This window comes from Parapedobacter luteus (assembly GCF_900168055.1).
GTDB lineage: Bacteria > Bacteroidota > Bacteroidia > Sphingobacteriales > Sphingobacteriaceae > Parapedobacter > Parapedobacter luteus.
The window spans coordinates 16550-33770 of the sequence record NZ_FUYS01000012.1; the positions used below are offsets into that span (position 1 = coordinate 16550).

The following is a 17221-nucleotide window of genomic DNA, read 5'->3' on the forward strand; positions in this document are numbered from 1 at the left end:
TAAATCTCCAAGTCAAATCGTAAAAATCCTATTGTTACTAAAATTTGGCTATAAAATTGTGGGATATTGCTATGGTAAACAATTTAATAATTATAACTTTGACGCATTATTGCATTAAACAACTAAATGGACAAGCTTTCTTATCTTAGTAACGCAGATTCGGCCTATATCGACTCGTTATACAGAGCATATAAAGAAGATCCCAATTCGATTGATTTTGGCTGGCAAAAATTCTTCGAAGGTTTTGATTTCGGCCAAAACGGTACCGCCTCAACCACCGACACCACGCCTGATCATGTGCTGAAGGAAATCAATGTGCTGAACATGATTAACGGCTACAGGGACCGCGGTCACTTATTTACCGAAACCAATCCGGTACGTCAACGCAGAAAATATTACCCGGGCAAAGAATTGGAAACATTCGGCTTAAGTGAAGCCGATATGGATACCGTATTTAACGCGGGTGTGGAAGTAGGGCTGGGCCCAGCTAAATTGCGTGATATACGCCAGCTGATTGAAGACACATACTGCCGCTCCATCGGTGCGGAGTTTAAATATATCCGCAGTCCGGAAAAAATAAAGTGGTTGCAGGACCGTATGGAAGGTGAGCGCAATACCCCCAATTTTCCGATCGAGAAGAAAAAAAGGATATTGAAAAAGCTCAACGAGGCCGTAGTATTTGAAAGTTTCCTCGGCACCAAGTTCCTCGGCCAAAAGCGTTTCTCGCTGGAAGGCGCCGAAAGCTTGATCCCAGCCCTGGATTCGGTCATTGAGAAAGGCGCAGAGCTCGGTATCCGGGAGTTCGTGATTGGTATGGCACACCGTGGCCGCCTCAACGTGTTGACCAATATCCTGGGTAAATCATATGAAAGTGTCTTTTCTGAATTTGAAGGCAAAACGTATGCTGAAGAGGCAGAACAGGATTTTGGCGGGGATGTCAAATATCACCTGGGATACTCGACAGACATCACCACGGATAATGGTTCCAGCGTTCATTTGAGCTTGGTACCTAACCCGTCTCACCTGGAAACGGTGGATCCGGTTGTCGAAGGCATTGTGCGCTCAAAGATTGACATGAAATATGAAGGGGATGCTACGCGTATCGCGCCGATACTCATTCATGGCGATGCGGCGATAGCGGGGCAAGGTATAGTGTACGAAGTTATCCAGATGTCAAAACTGGAAGGCTTCCGCACAGGGGGCACCATCCATATTGTCGTCAATAACCAAGTAGGCTTCACCACAAATTTCAAGGATGGACGCTCGTCGACTTATTGCACGGACATTGCCAAGGTAACGTTATCTCCGGTATTTCATGTCAACGGGGACGATGTCGAAGCACTGGTCTATGCGATAAATATGGCCGTCGAATACCGCCAGAAGTATCATACCGATGTGTTCATCGACTTGCTGTGCTACCGAAGGTATGGACATAATGAGGCCGATGAGCCGAAATTTACGCAGCCACTGCTTTATAAGGCTATTGAAAAACATCCCAGCCCGCGTGAGATCTACAACAAAAAGCTGCTTGAGCAAGGGAGCGTAGATGCCAACTTGGCCAAGGAAATGGAAAAGGATTTCCGGAAACTCCTACAAGCACGTCTGGACGAGTCAAAAGAAGAAGAAAATCTGACACAAGACAACCCGATGTATTCGGGCGCGTGGAAAGGGCTCCGTAAAGCAAAATATGAAGATATTTTTGTACCTGCCCAAACCGGGGTTGACGAAAAGGCATTCCTGAGCCTTGCGAAAGCCATCAGTACGCTGCCAAAAGACAAAAAGTTTTTCCGTAAAATATCGCGCCTCTTTGAAGAACGGCTCAAAATGGTTGAAAACAAAACCTTCGATTGGGCAATGGGTGAGCTGATGGCCTATGCCACACTACTCAACGAAGGGGCACGCGTACGGGTTAGCGGGCAAGACGTGGAGCGTGGTACATTCTCCCATCGCCACGCGGTGCTGACGCTGGAAGACTCCGAGGAAGAATATATCCCGTTGCAGCAAATTACCGGCGGTGAGCGGTTCAATATCTACAACTCGCACCTGTCGGAATATGGCGTACTGGGATTCGAATATGGCTATGCACTGGCCAATCCGCAATCACTGACCATTTGGGAAGCACAGTTTGGGGATTTCTACAATGGGGCACAGATCATCGTGGACCAATACATCTCCAGCGCTGAAACCAAATGGCGGCGCTCCAACGGCTTGGTAATGCTCCTGCCGCATGGGCTGGAAGGGCAAGGCCCGGAGCACTCTTCGGCTCGCATCGAGCGGTTTTTGGAGCTTTGTGCCGAAAACAACATGCAAATCGTGAACTGTACCACACCGGCAAATTTTTTCCATGTCCTACGCAGACAACTTAAGCGCGACTTCCGGAAACCGCTCGTTGCCTTCACCCCCAAAAGCCTGCTGCGCCATCCAAAGGTCGTAAGCAACATCGCGGAGTTCACGACGAAATCCCAGTTCCAAGAGGTGATTGATGATAGTTTCGTAAAATCTGCAGATGTAAAACGGGTGCTTTTCTGCTCCGGCAAGATCTACTATGATTTGCTTGAAAAACAGCAGGCAGATAACCGCAAGGACGTAGCAATCGTTCGGGTAGAGCAACTTTACCCCACGCCGATGGATAAACTGCGTGCAGTACGGAATAAATACAAGAATGCCAAAGAGTTCCTCTGGGTACAGGAAGAACCGGAAAACATGGGCGCATGGCCTTATATTTGCCGCAAATTCAGGAATCGGAACATTTCGTTGGAGGTTATTTCCCGTAAGGAAAGCAGCAGCACGGCTACGGGATACGCCAAACAGCATATCACCCAACAACTGGCCGTGGTAGGCAGGGCGTTTGAAGATAAGGCAGGACCGGAAGTGAAAGAGAAAGTGAAAACCAATGTCAAAGTTGCGTCTAAGGTAGATTGATCCAAGCACTTAACACAGTCAAACATATGAGCGTAGAAATAAAAGTACCGACCGTAGGCGAATCCATTTCAGAAGTGACCTTATCCCAATGGCTAAAGCAGGATGGCGACTACGTAGAAATGGATGAGAACATCGCCGAATTGGAATCGGACAAGGCCACATTTGAGCTGCCGGCAGAAAAGGCTGGTATTTTGAGAATAGTAGCCCAGGAAGGTGATACCCTGGAAATCGGCGCCTTGGTGGCCACGATTGAGGAAGGAGAAGCTTCCGCTGCCAGCGGCGACAAAAAAGCGGATACGCAGGAGCCGGCCAAAACGGCGGACAACAGTCCATCTGATAATGCACCGGCCGCGCAATCCGACGGTGAGGTGAGCTATGCCGCGGGAACGGCTTCCCCCGCTGCGGCAAAAATCCTCAGGGAAAAAGGTATCGACCCCGCCTCCATAACGGGTACGGGCAAAGATGGCCGTATAACCAAAGAAGATGCCGAGAAGGCTCAAGTGAAGTCGGAGGCTCCCAAAGCGAAACCGACGGAAGCCGGTAAGCCGGCAGCAGCCACCGAAACGCCTAAGGCTGCCAGCGGTGCGAGAAATGAGCGGCGCGAAAAAATGTCCTCGTTGCGTAAAACCATTGCCAAACGATTGGTGGCTGTAAAAAATGAAACCGCCATGCTCACCACCTTCAATGAGGTGAACATGAAGCCTATCATGGATTTACGGGCCAAATACAAGGAAGTATTCAAAGAAAAACATGGTGTTGGCCTCGGCTTTATGTCCTTCTTCACAAAGGCGGTATGCACAGCGTTGAAAGAATGGCGCGCCGTAAATGCACGCATTGAAGGCGACGAAATTGTATACAGCGATTTTGTCGATGTCTCCATCGCCGTATCGGCGCCCAAAGGACTTGTGGTACCTGTCATCCGGAATGCAGACACCTTGTCCCTTCATGAAATTGAAAAGGCTGTGGTGGAACTGGCTACCAAAGCACGCGACAACAAACTGTCTATCGAAGAGATGACCGGAGGTACCTTTACCATTACCAACGGTGGGGTATTTGGCTCCATGATGTCTACGCCCATCATTAACGCCCCTCAATCGGCCATCCTCGGCATGCACAATATTATCGAACGCCCCGTTGCCGAAAACGGGCAGGTCGTCATCCGGCCGATGATGTACATCGCCCTGTCGTATGACCACCGGATTATCGATGGCCGTGAGTCGGTCAGCTTTCTCGTGCGGGTCAAGCAGCTGCTTGAAGACCCGGCAAGGCTCTTGCTGGAGGTCTAACGGCCACCCGCAGACCGTACCGGTTCGGAAATCATCATTGCGCTATTGGAAAGAAGTTCCTTTAGCGCTTTTTTTTTGAGCTTACCCGAGTTGCGCGTTTCGCAGGTGCTTGAATGCCCATGCATGGCGGCGACGCTGATGACAATAAACATTTGTAAAAAAAAGCAAGTTTATCTATGTTTGGCAAAACTTTGCCCATATGGTGTTCGATTCCGAGTTTTTCGCCAAATTCCTGCGATTTGGTATCGTTGGTTTATCCGGTGTTGTAGTCGATTTTGGTGTTACATGGACCTGCAAAGAAAAACTACGCTTCCATAAGTACATTGCCAATTCACTTGGTTTCTGCGTGGCAACGGTAAGCAATTACCTCTTCAATAAATATTGGACATTTAAAGTGATAAGTAACCAAAGCATGTTCCTGGAGTTCTCTAAGTTTCTGGGATTCGCGCTGGTTGGGTTGTTAATCAACAACTTGGTGGTCATTATCTTACACGGAAAATCAAAACTCAATTTTTATCTTTCCAAGCTTATCGCCATTGCCATCGTGTCGATATGGAATTTTTTAGGCAATTATATTTATACTTTTTCAGCTTAATTTAACGCCGGCCTATGTCCAAATCCGCGAATACCGTCATTTTCTATTTTCTGTTGGTGTGGCTGGCCATCAACCTCGTGCAATCTGCTTTTTCCGAACTGCACTACGACGAAGCGTATTACTGGGTTTATAGCCGCTTTCTGGATTGGGGGTATTATGATCATCCTCCGATGGTGGCCCTATTTATCAAGGCCGGAACGCTGCTGACGCAATCTCCTTTAGGAACCCGGTTGCTGAGCGTGATCTCCAACGTTATCGCCGTGCTCATGTTGTGGAAGATAGCGAAGAATTATGCTGACAATGCCAGGCTATTTGTGCTGCTGTACAGTAGCATGCTCATCCTGCACGTGTATAGTTTCATCACTACGCCGGATACTCCCCTGTTCTTCTTTACGGTGCTTTTCTATTATGTCTTGCGCCGTTATCTCTCGGATGATCGTCCTAAATATGCGGTCCTGTTGGCACTGGTTATCGCCTGCATGTTGTACAGCAAGTACCATGCGCTATTGATCATACTGTTCACCGTGCTTGGTCACTGGAAGCTGCTCAAGCGCCCAAGCTTTTGGCTTATCGCTGCGTTGGCCATCGTCTTTTTCCTGCCCCATATTCTGTGGCAGGTCAATAACGACTTCCCTTCCCTGTTTTATCACCTCCTTGACCGTACGTCGCAGGTTTATCGCTTCTCATTTATCAGCGACTTCATCCTGGGGCAACTGCTCATCGTTGGCCCGTTGACGGGCGTTTTTCTGTATTACTACGTCTATAAGCAAAAAACAACTGATACGTTTCTCCGCATCTTAAAATTCAATTGCTTTGGATTTCTGCTGTTCTTTTTGCTTAGTGCTTTCAATAGCCGCGTTCAGGCGCACTGGACGCTGTTGGCGTTTATCCCTTTCTTTATACTTGCGTATACTTACCTTGCCGGGATGCCTGCCTTACCGCCATGGTTCAGGCGACTGTCCTATGCCAACATCGCTTTGATCCTTTTGGTAAGGGTATTATTGATCGTTCCCGTGCCTGCATTATCAACGATAAAAGGGCTTAAGCAGTTTTGGGGGAAAGAGCAATTTGCTGAACAGTTGCACCGTATCGTAGGGGACGATCGCCTGATCATGGACAATGGGTTCCAGGATATTTCGTATTATAACTTCATGAATAATACCGTCAAGGGGTTGTCTTATAACACACGGCATTACCGGAAAACCCAGTATGATTATTGGCCAATCGAAGACAGTACCCGGAACCGGGGCGCCTATTTCGCGTCGTTTGGTCGTCTCAACGTTGACAAGCAAGATTCACTTGATACCGAGCGTGGACGTCTGTATTTCGCGTATATCGATTCCGTAAGGACATATCAAAAAGTGACTATCGCCGTGAAGGGCGTCAAGGAGCAGGCCGCTGCGGGCGAACGGCAGGCAGTAACCCTCGAAATATATAATCCATACGGTGATACCATCTCGTTTTCCAACGAACAGCAAAAATGGGCATGTTTCATTGAATACGGCTTTATTAAACATTTTTTCGAACACGTTGATTATAACGCCATCAGCGGCGACTACCACCAGCTCCGTATCGCTCCCGGTGAATCGGCTTCCCTCGCCACGCATATTCGCATGCCGGACGTCCCTGGCGACTATGCCTTGGTTTTTTCGATAAGGACAGCACCGTTCGCCGGCTCAAGGAACAGTAAGAAAATACCGGTAACTATCACAACCACTAATTGAGTAATTATGGCTATTTGCTATCGTATATTTGTTACAAGCCTTCTCTTATTTGTGACCATCGCCGGCTCACATGCGCAGGATGTCGGGTGGAACACTTACTTCCATGGTTTTGCCGATAACCGGGAGTATGGCAAGTCGGATCAGTACTCGCAGTCGATTCTTGGCGTCCGGATAGCGCCTGAAATTTACTTATCGCTGGATAGCATCCACTTTTTGCACGGAGGGGTAAATTTTCTGCATGAATTCGGCAGCAAAGGAACCGTTGCCAAGCAGCTTGCGCCAACCATCTATTATAACTACAAGCAACAGGGCCACGACTTCTATATCGGGATGTTTCCCCGTAGGGACTTATTAAGCGGTTATCACCGCGCGATAATGAATGACACGCTGAATTACTACCGCCCAAACATTGAGGGCATGTTGTGGCGGTACCAAAAAAACGCCTTCCATCAACAACTGTGGATCGACTGGACGAGCCGGCAAACCGAAACCGCACGGGAGCAATTCATGGTCGGCCTTTCGGGCCGCCTAAACATGGGCCGCTTCTACCTATCACACAACGCCATGCTCTGGCATGACGCAGGCAGAAAAAATAACACAGATGAAAACGAGATGCCCGTACGGGACAACGGGGCAGCCATGGCCAAGGCGGGGATTGATTTATCCGGCTTGTCATCGCTCGATTCATTGGATATCAATGGTGGCATTCTGGTGGGTTATGACAGGCTACGCGGTATTTATGGGTGGCGCATCCCGAAGGGGTTTATCACTGACCTGTATGCAGAATACCGTAAAATATTCATCGCCAACACCTTCTACGTAGGCGACAAATTGGATGTAGCGTATGGCGATCGATTTTATACTGCAGATTTTTATGATCGGCTTGAATTGGGCTGGAAGCCGTTGCAGTACAAAGGCCTGGAAAGTAGATTTACGCTAAGCTTCCACTTTACACGTGGGGCAATCGACAATCAACAGCAGTTTACCTTGCAGTATAACCTCGGCCGGCTGTACACGAGGCAGCGCTGACTTCATCGCTCGGTGATGGGGATTTGCATATGAAAGGCAATTTCGCTAAGTTTGAAACAAACAAATGAGCACGCCTATTAGACATCGTTATTCCTCCGCCGTTCATGAATAGCCCACTACTTGACAGAAATACCGCACTCCAGCGGGCCGCGGCCCCTTCCCAATGGGACCTCGCCATCATCGGTGGCGGCGCAACGGGGCTGGGTATTGCGGTGGATGCCGCGACAAGGGGATACAGCACGATACTGCTGGAACAGCATGACTTTGCCAAAGGCACCTCCAGCAGAAGCACCAAATTGGTACATGGCGGTGTCCGTTACCTGGCCATGGGCGACATCAAACTGGTTTATCACGCACTGTATGAACGGGGCTTGATTTTCAAGAATGCCCCTCACCTCGCCCATATTCAATCGTTTATCATTCCTTGTTACTCATTTTTTGACAAATGGAAATATCTGATTGGGCTAAAAGTGTACGATTGGTTAGCCGGGCGCTACCGCATCGGCATATCAAAGTCGGTGTCAAAAAGGGAGACGGCGGATCAGATCCCCGGAATTAAGACTAACCGCCTGAAAGGCGGGGTCCGTTACTTTGACGGACAATTTGACGATGCCCGGCTGGCTATCAACCTTGCACAAACGGCTGCGCAACACGGGGGCGTCGTACTCAATTATTGTAAGGTCACCGAACTGCTTAAAGATGACCGGGGCAAGGTCGCAGGTGTAGGATTTACCGACGAAGAAACGGGCCGGCGATTTACACTCAATGCTAAGGTGGTAGTCAATGCCACGGGGGTTTTTGTCGATGATATCCTGCAACTGGACACCGACGAACACCGATCATTGGTAAGGCCCAGCCAAGGAACCCACATTGTCGTTGATCGTGCTTTCCTGGGCAGCAGCGAAGCCTTGATGATTCCAAAAACCAGTGACGGCCGGGTGCTTTTTGGCATTCCCTGGCATGATCATCTCTTACTCGGAACCACGGATACGCCAATCGCGACGCATAGCCTGGAACCCCGCCCCCTGGATACGGAAATAAACTTTATACTCGAAACAGCAGCGACGTATTTAGCTAATCCGCCGCAAAGAAAAGATGTCCTCAGTATTTTCGCTGGGTTGAGGCCTCTCGCCGCCCCTACCGGAACGAACGAATCGACCAAAGAAATCTCGCGCGACCACAAGTTGATGGTTAATCCATCGGGGCTGATTACCATCACGGGGGGCAAATGGACAACGTATCGCAAAATGGCCGAGGAAACGGTAGACAAAGCGATGGAAACAGGTGGATTAACACCGCGGGCTTGCCGCACGAAAACCGTCAAAATACATGGTCACCAGACACCAGTTCAAAAGGGGCATTGGGCGTATTATGGCAGCGACGCCTCCGGCATCCAAGCGTTGGTGGACAGTGAGCCGGCGTTGGCGGAAAAACTGCATGCCGGATTCGACCACATCGCCGCCCAAGCGGTGTGGGCTGTGCGGCATGAGATGGCAAGAACCCTGGAGGATGTGCTGGCGAGGCGACTCCGGATATTGTTTCTCGATGCTGCCAAGTCCTTGGAAATGGCCCCGAAAGTAGCCGGTATCATGGCCGCAGAGTTGGGAAAAGATACTGCATGGATAGCCGCCCAAATCGAACAGTATACAATGCTTGCGGCAAATTATTTGCCAGAACGTAAATAAACACTACCGTTAGGTGTTTACAACGAATGAAAATAACCAATATAATGAACCAGTATATTTTATCTTTAGACCAAGGTACGACCAGTTCACGCGCCATCATCTTCGACCGATCGGGCAAAATTGTTGCGTTGGCGCAAAAAGAATTTAACCAATATTACCCCCAATCGGGATGGGTAGAGCACAATCCGAAGGAAATCTGGTCGACGCAACTTTCCGTGGCGACCGAGGCGGTGGCGAACGCCGGGCTAAAAGCGTCGTCCATCGCAGCGATAGGCATCACGAACCAACGGGAGACAACCATTATATGGGACAGGCGTACCGGACAGGCCATCTATCCGGCGATTGTCTGGCAGGACAGGCGCACAGCGGCCTATTGCGACGAACTCAAGGAAAAAGGACTTGGCGATACCATCCGGCAAAAAACAGGGCTATTGATTGATGCGTATTTTTCTGCCAGTAAAATCCACTGGATATTGAAACATGTAGCAGGCGCATACGAAAAAGCCAAGAATGGTCAATTGGCTTTCGGTACCGTCGATGCCTGGCTGATCTGGAACCTTACGGGAGGCGAAAAGCACCTTACCGACGTAACCAATGCGTCGCGCACCATGTTATATAATATCCATACGTTGGAATGGGACGACGAGTTGCTGGAGCTCTTTGACATACCGAGGAGCCTACTGCCGGAGGTGAGAAGCTCTTCGGAAATTTACGGCGAAACAGCCGCCAGCATGCTGGCTACGAGGATTCCCATCGCCGGTATTGCCGGCGATCAACATGCCGCGCTTTTCGGGCAATTGTGCACCAAAACAGGCATGGTGAAAAATACGTACGGTACCGGATGTTTCATGCTGATGAATATCGGCGACAAGCCCATCCTCTCGGCAAACAACCTGGTTACTACCATTGCTTGGAAATTGGGTGACAAGGTGAGTTACGCACTTGAAGGCAGCATTTTTATCGGTGGTGCCATCGTGCAGTGGCTCCGGGATGGGCTGGGCATCATCCGCAATTCGGCCGATGTGGAAACCCTTGCCAAGAGCGTGAGCGATACCGATGGCGTATACCTCGTACCGGCATTTGCCGGGCTGGGCGCTCCCCATTGGGATCCCTATGCCCGGGGAACCATCGTCGGGCTTACCCGGGGCAGCACGGCAGCGCATATCGCACGGGCAGCCTTGGAGGGCATCGCATTCCAGACGGTCGACATCCTTCGCGCCATGGAGGCAGATGCGGGCGTCGGCATCAAGGAGTTGCGCGTAGACGGCGGGGCCACCGCGAATAACCTACTGCTGCAGCTCCAGGCAGACATATTGCAGGCACTGGTAGTAAGACCGCAAATCACGGAAACCACCGCCATCGGCGCTGCATACCTGGCGGGACTGGCAGTAGGCTTCTGGCAAAGTGTGGATGATATCCAAAGCCAATGGCAAATTAACCAGACATTCGCGCCCGATGCGAGTTATGATGCCGCATCGGCCATCAGCAGGTGGCATCGAGCCGTCGAAACAGCAAAAACGTTTAAATAACCGGTAGCTGGTAATCACGGATCACCGGCTATCGACCGCTGACCATCGAACATCAAAAAAACAATTATGACCCCATTTATTGCAGAAGTTATTGGTACCGGTATCCTTATCTTATTGGGTGGCGGCGTGGTCGCCAACGTCGTGCTTAATGGCACGAAGGGCCACAATAGTGGCTGGATAGTCATCACCACGGCATGGGCATTGGCTGTGTTTGCCGGGGTGGTCATCGCGGCCCCCTACAGCGGTGCGCACCTCAACCCGGCAGTCACCTTAGCCATGTTCATCGCCGGCAATATCGATGCTGCCAGCTCCGTGCTTTACGTTGCTGGTCAATTCATCGGTGCCATGGCGGGAGCCTTTATCGTCTGGCTGGTGTACCAAGATCACTTTCGCATCACGGAAAACCCCGGAGCCAAGCAGGCCGTATTCTGCACAGCACCGGCTATCCGCAACCTTCCCGTAAATTTAATCGGTGAGGCCGTCGGTACTTTTGTGCTAATCCTTACCATCTTCTACTTCACCGATGCCGAACTTACGGACGAACGGGCAATACCGATTGGCCTGGGTTCGCTCGGAGCGCTTCCGGTTGCCTTTCTGGTATGGGTCATCGGCCTATCATTGGGCGGTACCACGGGCTATGCCATCAATCCAGCGCGCGACTTGGGACCGCGCATCGTGCATGCCTTGCTGCCCATCAAGAACAAGGCACGATTCGACGCTTCTTATGCGTGGGTACCCGTCATTGGGCCGCTTATCGGCGCAACACTAGCCACGGCGATTTTCTTGTGGCTGGGCACTGCGTAGATCGATAATGCCACCGCATAAGCCAAAATAATACCGTATTGTAAAGCCTAAGTAACTAATTATAAAAGAAAAGTTAATAAAAACATAACATATAGGCGCGGTGCCTTTAGCTAATTTTGGCCTTGTAAAAGTGACATAAGTTATGGCACACTCAAGACCAGACTGTACAGACGAGATGCTGCTCAAAGCAATTTGCAATAACGATGTTCGGGCGTTTGAAGCGCTTTTTGAACGTTATGCTGAACGCCTGTATAACTTTGCGCTCCGGTATGTCCAGGATCCGACCATTGCCGAAGAACTAATGATGGATGTAATGCATTGGGTATGGATGCGTCGCGAACGTCTGGACAACATCAAGCAGGCCGCCTCTTACCTATCCAAAGCCATACGCAACAAAGTATTCGATCACTTACGCAAAACCACTATCGATACTTTACCACTGGATGCGCTTCCCGAACGGGGAAATCAACTCGTTGACCCTACACCGACCAACCATTCCCTTGACTTAGCCGAATTGCGGGAAAGCTATGAACGGACGCTCCAATCTCTGCCGGCACAGTGCAAAAAGGTCTTCGAACTGAGCCGCGAAAATGAACTGTCGCATGCCGAAATTTCTTCCATCTTAAACATTTCCGTCAAAACCGTGGAAGGACATATTACCAACGCCCTCAAAATAATGCGAAGAAACCTCCCGTCTTCCACCGGCGTAGCGTGCTCCCTATTCCTCCTGTTGTTGCCATAGATTCGCCTTTGTTGTGATATAGCGCTTCAGCTACACATTTTTTGATGATAACACGCTGAGCCCTGACCTGCATGCACGAACCGATCATTTGGATTATATTATTTTTCTAAAAACCAGCCTTTTACAAAAAAACATATCATTAATCAGAAAAAGAGCAAGGGTACTATCCATTTTTTTCGCCTTAACCAATAGAGACGCCAAATGAATACGTCAGAAGTCAATAGGGAACTGATAAAAAAATACCTGACCGGACAAGCCAGCAAACAGGAAATAGCGGCTGTCCGTCGCTGCCTCCAGCAACCAGAAAGCAGGCAGTTGTTTGATAGCGTTTGGCAAGAATTGCACGGTGAGATGGAAACACCTGCAGCAGACACAATCAGCAACCCCAATCGCATGGAAGCCTGGAAAGCCACTATCCGCCAACGGATTGTACAGGAGAAGGCACACCAGGCGGAAAAAAAGGAACGTCGTATCGTGTTTTTCCGTTATGCCGCCGTGTCTATCATAATATTGGGCACCATTTTCTGGGGTCTGTTGCATATAAACAACGGCCAGGATCATGACAGTAAATGGATAACGCGTAATAATCCCCCAGGCCAGCGTGCGCAGATCCGCTTAGCGGATAGCAGCATAGTCTACCTCGGTGCCGGCAGCAGCCTAAGTTATCCCAAACGCTTCCAGGGCAAGAAGCGGGAAATACGGCTCGAAGGTGAAGCCTTCTTCGAAATAGCAAAAGACAAACACAAGCCATTCCTGGTGCACAGTGGCGATATAGTCACCCAAGTGCTGGGCACCTCATTCAAGATAGACGCGTTTATGAATTCACCGGTCGTGGTCGCCGTCAGCTCGGGGAAGGTCCGGGTCGGGGAAATGGCCGGCAAATCGATGGAGGCGATCGCCGATCTCACTGCCGGACAACAGCTCACTTGGAACAAGGATGCAGGCGGTGCCGTGACCGTCATGGCGAATCCAGAGGCCATCTTGGCTTGGAAAGCCGGTAAACTGATGTTCGACGACCACCCCCTCAGCGAAATCGCCAATATACTGGAACGAACTTACGATATCGATATCACTATACAGAACAATGCACTAGTCAATAAGCGTATCCGTATCACGCTCGAGAAAAGCTTCCCCTTGAAAACGGCGCTAGACGTTCTCTCAGCATCAGGAGGGTTCCGTTACGTTTTGGATAACAGAACTGTTAGGATTTATTAATTCGGGTCTTCATCAAAAGTGGATATGAAAACATAGAAAAAGCTTACAGAAATAAAAAGGGGCCACCTGAAGCAGGCAGCCCTTGAAATACGAAAATGTGTCGAAGCCTGTGGTTGGTCGCCGGATGGCCTCGACGGTAAGGAAACGTGTATGTGGCAAACCACATACGATTTGCCATTTCCATTAAAAATCAAGGACAAAGTTATGCAAATGCAATCATATACTATCCCCATAAACCAAATTTATCACCTTAAAGCAGCCAGAATGGTTTTATTCTTGCTGTTCACGCTGCTGGCTATATGCCATGCCAATGTATCGGCAGGACAGCCTACCGATAAGAAAATCTCGTTGACACTTGAGCAGACAACGCTCAAAGAGAGCCTTTTGCAGGTAGAGAAACTCAGCGGTATCCCGTTCACCTATTCTACAGAAGCACTGGCTGCACAGGAAAAAAAAATCACCTTAACGGCTCAAGAACTCACCGTAAAGCACGCCCTCGACCAGATTCTCGCCGGAACAGGGCTTCGTCACCGAGTAATTTCGGGTTACGTCGTCATTGACCCAATACCTCAACAATCTCCCGTAAGAGGCACCGTTAAAGACGCATCAGGCAATCCGATTTCGGGAGCAACGGTGCAGGTCAAAGATCATTCCCTTTCCCGCACGTCCACCAATCAACGTGGCGGGTTTACTATTGATGCAAATAGCGACGATGTGTTGTTAATCACCAGTATCGGCTTTAATCCCTTGGAAGTGCCGATCAACAACCGCAGGACATTGGACGTCGTAATGCAAGAAGCTGTCGCAGACCTCGAGGAAGTCGTGGTGACGGCACTTGGCATTGAACGGGAGCGCAGATCACTGGGGTACTCTGTCACCGAACTGTCCGGGGAAGATCTAACCGAAGCCTTATCAAATAACTGGACAGAGGCATTGTCGGGTAAGGTTGCTGGGCTAAACATGCTAAAATCAGGTGCCGGTCCGGCCGGATCCAACCAAATTATCCTACGCGGAGAAACTTCGTTAAGCGGCGATAATGCGGCACTGATCGTTGTAGACGGTGTCGTTATCAGTGGCAGCAGTGGCCAACTTACCGGAACAGGCTCCAATCCCTACCTAAACCAGGAATCACCCGTGGATTTCGGTTCAAGCTTAGCGGATTTAAACCCTGAAGATATCGAAAGCGTATCCGTATTAAAAGGCCCTGGAGCTGCGGCCCTCTACGGTGCTCGCGGTGCAAATGGCGCGATTATCATTACGACCAAGCAAGGTAAGCGGGAGCAACAAGGCGTTGGCATCACCTTCAACTCCAACCTTTCTTTGGCCACTATTAACCGTTGGCCGGATTACCAGCATGAATATGGGCAGGGATTAACAGCCAATAATTTTTATTATTCCTATGGCGCGACCGAAGATGGACCAACTACACTAAGCACGAGTTCGGCTTGGGGACCTAAATTCGACGGGCAACTGTTTTATCAATACAGCCCCGATAATTATCGCCAGCCTGCTACTGAACGAACTCCTTGGGTCGCCTACCCCAATAACCGGAAAGATTTCTTTGAAACAGCATATACGTATACAAATAGCTTAACCCTACAAGGCGGGAATGACCGGACAACGGCCAGGCTATCGTTTACCAATGCCACCAACTCCTGGATTGTACCTAACACGGGCTACGCCCGCAATACAGTTGCGTTGCAAGTCAATCAGAAATTGACAGACAAGCTGACAGTTTCTTCACGGGTAAACTATAACAACCGGCATAGTGACAACCTGCCCACCACGGGTTATAACAACCAGACCATCATGTATTTCATACGCGGCCTGGTGCCCAATTTCGATATCAACTGGTTCAAAGACTACTGGATTCAGGGACGAGAGGGCATCGAACAACGCCGCCCGTTCAGCCTTCAATTGGATAATCCCTACCTCCAGGCCTATGAAATGCTGAACAAAAGCAATAGGAATGGCATAATCGGCAATGTACAGGCAAGCTACGATTTCACCAGCGAACTGAGCTTGATAGTGCGTACCACGATGGACTTCCAGTACGAATCCCGCTCGCAGCAGCGGCCTTGGAGCACCCAAAAGTATGCCAATGGTATGTATCGCGAACAGGACATTTATAGTCAGGAAACCAATGCGGATTTCCTTCTACGATACAATAATGGACGGAACGATCGGTTTTCCTATAGCCTCTCCTTTGGCGGCGCGTTAATGAATAATAAGTACATCCGTGATGAATATCGTGCAGAGAACCTTGCACGGCCGAACATCTATACATTGGCAAATAGCCGTGACCTGCTCATCTCCATGCCGTATCGGCGGGAATATGCCGTAAATAGCCTATATGGAATGGCAACAGTTGGCTACAAAGACTTTCTCTATGTAGATGTGACAGCCAGACAAGATTGGGCGAGCACACTGGCACAGCCCGTGCACAACAGGGTCACACCATTCTTCTACCCAGCACTGAATGTAAGTGCCATACTGTCTGATATCATCCAGCTACCTGACGTCGTTTCTTATCTTAAACTGAGAGGTTCGGTTGCATCGGTTGGCAGCGGCGGCACTACAGCGTATCTAACATCCTATGCCTATTCGCCCAGGCAAGAGTTTCCCTCGGGATTAGCAAATCCGACGACGATACCCGATTTGAATCTCGGTTTCGAGCGCACGGTAAGCTACGAAGCAGGCGCTGATATCCGGATGTTTAAAAACCGGTTGAACGTGGACATTACCGCTTACCATAGCAATTCGTTTGACCAAATCCTTATTTCGCCGGTCGATCCCGCCAGTGGTTACGCCAACCGGACGTTGAATGCCGGAAGTGTGCAGAACAAGGGACTGGAAATAGAAGCCAATGGAATTCCACTGAATACGAGTAGCGGCTTCAACTGGAGAGTTTATGGTACATATGCTACGAACATCGATCGTGTCGTCTCGCTGGCAGACAGCATGTCGTCCATGCAATTATCCACGATCTTCGGCTCGCGTGGCTCCATCGAGGCCAGACCTGGCGGACGTTTCAGGGATATGTATGGAATAGGGTACCAGCGATCGCCAGATGGCCAAATCATTTACAATGAAAACGGATACCCGTTGCAAGGCGATTCACTGATCTACCTGGGTAATCCTACGCCAAAATGGCGTTTCGGGTTTGGTAATGAGTTCAGCTATAAACGATTTAGACTCAATGTGCTGTTTGACGGCCAGTTTGGAGCCAAGGCCTTCTCACTGACCCATGCGGTATTAATGGAAGAAGGCAAGTTGAAGAAATCATTGCCCGGGCGCTACCATGGCATCATCGGCGATGGTGTCATCCGGAATCCTGATGGCACTTTCCGAAAAAACGATGTGGTAGCCACGGACATACGCGACTATTATTACCTCCACTTTAACCGCGATAATCAGGAATCCAACATGTTCAGCACAGACTTTATTAAACTACGTGAAGTGAGACTCGATTATACGTTGCCAACGGCATTGGCAAACCGACTGCGGTTGCAACGAGCTACCTTAGGCGTATACGGACGCGACCTCCTGGTATTTACCAATTGGCCCGCGTTCGACCCCGAATTTGGAACACTTGGCGACGGTGTGATTATACCCGGCGCAGAAACCGCGCAGTTCCCATCAACCCGGACAATTGGCTTTAATTTAGTTATTGGTCTTTAACAATATTTC

Annotated in this window: 11 protein-coding genes; all 11 read left to right on the forward strand. The window is 49.6% G+C overall.

What is annotated here, in order from left to right:
- Positions 1-126 precede the first annotated feature (126 nt).
- The 11 genes from B5X72_RS17765 to B5X72_RS17815 all read left to right on the forward strand — a co-directional run bounded on the left by B5X72_RS17765 (position 127) and on the right by B5X72_RS17815 (position 17212).
- On the forward strand, positions 127-2922 hold the full coding sequence (locus tag B5X72_RS17765; RefSeq protein ID WP_079718278.1) for a 2-oxoglutarate dehydrogenase E1 component: 2796 nt from the start codon (positions 127-129) through the stop codon (positions 2920-2922).
- Between the two features lie 26 nt (positions 2923-2948).
- Positions 2949-4208: a 2-oxoglutarate dehydrogenase complex dihydrolipoyllysine-residue succinyltransferase gene (gene odhB, locus B5X72_RS17770; RefSeq protein WP_079718279.1), complete on the forward strand. Its 1260-nt coding sequence runs from the start codon at positions 2949-2951 to the stop codon at positions 4206-4208.
- A 199-nt stretch (positions 4209-4407) separates the two neighbouring features.
- Positions 4408-4803 carry a GtrA family protein gene (locus B5X72_RS17775; RefSeq protein ID WP_079718280.1) on the forward strand — a complete coding sequence of 132 codons (396 nt, stop codon included), beginning with the start codon at positions 4408-4410 and terminating at the stop codon, positions 4801-4803.
- Positions 4804-4817: 14 nt separating this feature from the next.
- Positions 4818-6527 carry an ArnT family glycosyltransferase gene (locus B5X72_RS17780; RefSeq protein ID WP_079718281.1) on the forward strand — a complete coding sequence of 570 codons (1710 nt, stop codon included), beginning with the start codon at positions 4818-4820 and terminating at the stop codon, positions 6525-6527.
- Positions 6528-6533: 6 nt separating this feature from the next.
- Positions 6534-7556: a hypothetical protein gene (locus B5X72_RS17785; RefSeq protein ID WP_139378773.1), complete on the forward strand. Its 1023-nt coding sequence runs from the start codon at positions 6534-6536 to the stop codon at positions 7554-7556.
- 104 nt (positions 7557-7660) lie between these two features.
- Entirely contained in the window at positions 7661-9241 is a 1581-nt protein-coding gene (locus tag B5X72_RS17790; RefSeq protein ID WP_079718283.1) for a glycerol-3-phosphate dehydrogenase/oxidase, read from the forward strand.
- Positions 9242-9285: 44 nt separating this feature from the next.
- Positions 9286-10770 carry a glycerol kinase GlpK gene (gene glpK / locus B5X72_RS17795; protein ID WP_200121627.1) on the forward strand — a complete coding sequence of 495 codons (1485 nt, stop codon included), beginning with the start codon at positions 9286-9288 and terminating at the stop codon, positions 10768-10770.
- A gap of 66 nt (positions 10771-10836) precedes the next feature.
- Complete coding sequence (locus tag B5X72_RS17800; RefSeq protein ID WP_079718284.1) at positions 10837-11574, forward strand: MIP/aquaporin family protein; 738 nt, start codon at positions 10837-10839, stop codon at positions 11572-11574.
- Between the two features lie 142 nt (positions 11575-11716).
- Positions 11717-12316: an RNA polymerase sigma-70 factor gene (locus tag B5X72_RS17805; RefSeq protein WP_079718285.1), complete on the forward strand. Its 600-nt coding sequence runs from the start codon at positions 11717-11719 to the stop codon at positions 12314-12316.
- A 201-nt stretch (positions 12317-12517) separates the two neighbouring features.
- Complete coding sequence (locus tag B5X72_RS17810; protein WP_079718286.1) at positions 12518-13531, forward strand: FecR family protein; 1014 nt, start codon at positions 12518-12520, stop codon at positions 13529-13531.
- A 264-nt stretch (positions 13532-13795) separates the two neighbouring features.
- Complete coding sequence (locus B5X72_RS17815) at positions 13796-17212, forward strand: SusC/RagA family TonB-linked outer membrane protein (RefSeq protein WP_079718349.1); 3417 nt, start codon at positions 13796-13798, stop codon at positions 17210-17212.
- The last annotated feature ends 9 nt before the right edge of the window (positions 17213-17221 follow it).

Bases quoted from the DNA above. Each gene is read 5' to 3' on its own strand.
- B5X72_RS17780 (WP_079718281.1), top strand. From the start codon at position 4,818: ATGTCCAAATCCGCGAATACCGTCATTTTCTATTTTCTGTTGGTGTGG.
- B5X72_RS17810 (WP_079718286.1), top strand. From the start codon at position 12,518: ATGAATACGTCAGAAGTCAATAGGGAACTGATAAAAAAATACCTGACC.
- B5X72_RS17775 (WP_079718280.1), top strand. From the start codon at position 4,408: ATGGTGTTCGATTCCGAGTTTTTCGCCAAATTCCTGCGATTTGGTATC.
- B5X72_RS17785 (WP_139378773.1), top strand. From the start codon at position 6,534: ATGGCTATTTGCTATCGTATATTTGTTACAAGCCTTCTCTTATTTGTG.
- glpK (WP_200121627.1), top strand. From the start codon at position 9,286: ATGAACCAGTATATTTTATCTTTAGACCAAGGTACGACCAGTTCACGC.
- odhB (WP_079718279.1), top strand. From the start codon at position 2,949: ATGAGCGTAGAAATAAAAGTACCGACCGTAGGCGAATCCATTTCAGAA.
- B5X72_RS17815 (WP_079718349.1), top strand. From the start codon at position 13,796: ATGGTTTTATTCTTGCTGTTCACGCTGCTGGCTATATGCCATGCCAAT.
- B5X72_RS17800 (WP_079718284.1), top strand. From the start codon at position 10,837: ATGACCCCATTTATTGCAGAAGTTATTGGTACCGGTATCCTTATCTTA.
- B5X72_RS17765 (WP_079718278.1), top strand. From the start codon at position 127: ATGGACAAGCTTTCTTATCTTAGTAACGCAGATTCGGCCTATATCGAC.
- B5X72_RS17790 (WP_079718283.1), top strand. From the start codon at position 7,661: ATGAATAGCCCACTACTTGACAGAAATACCGCACTCCAGCGGGCCGCG.
- B5X72_RS17805 (WP_079718285.1), top strand. From the start codon at position 11,717: ATGGCACACTCAAGACCAGACTGTACAGACGAGATGCTGCTCAAAGCA.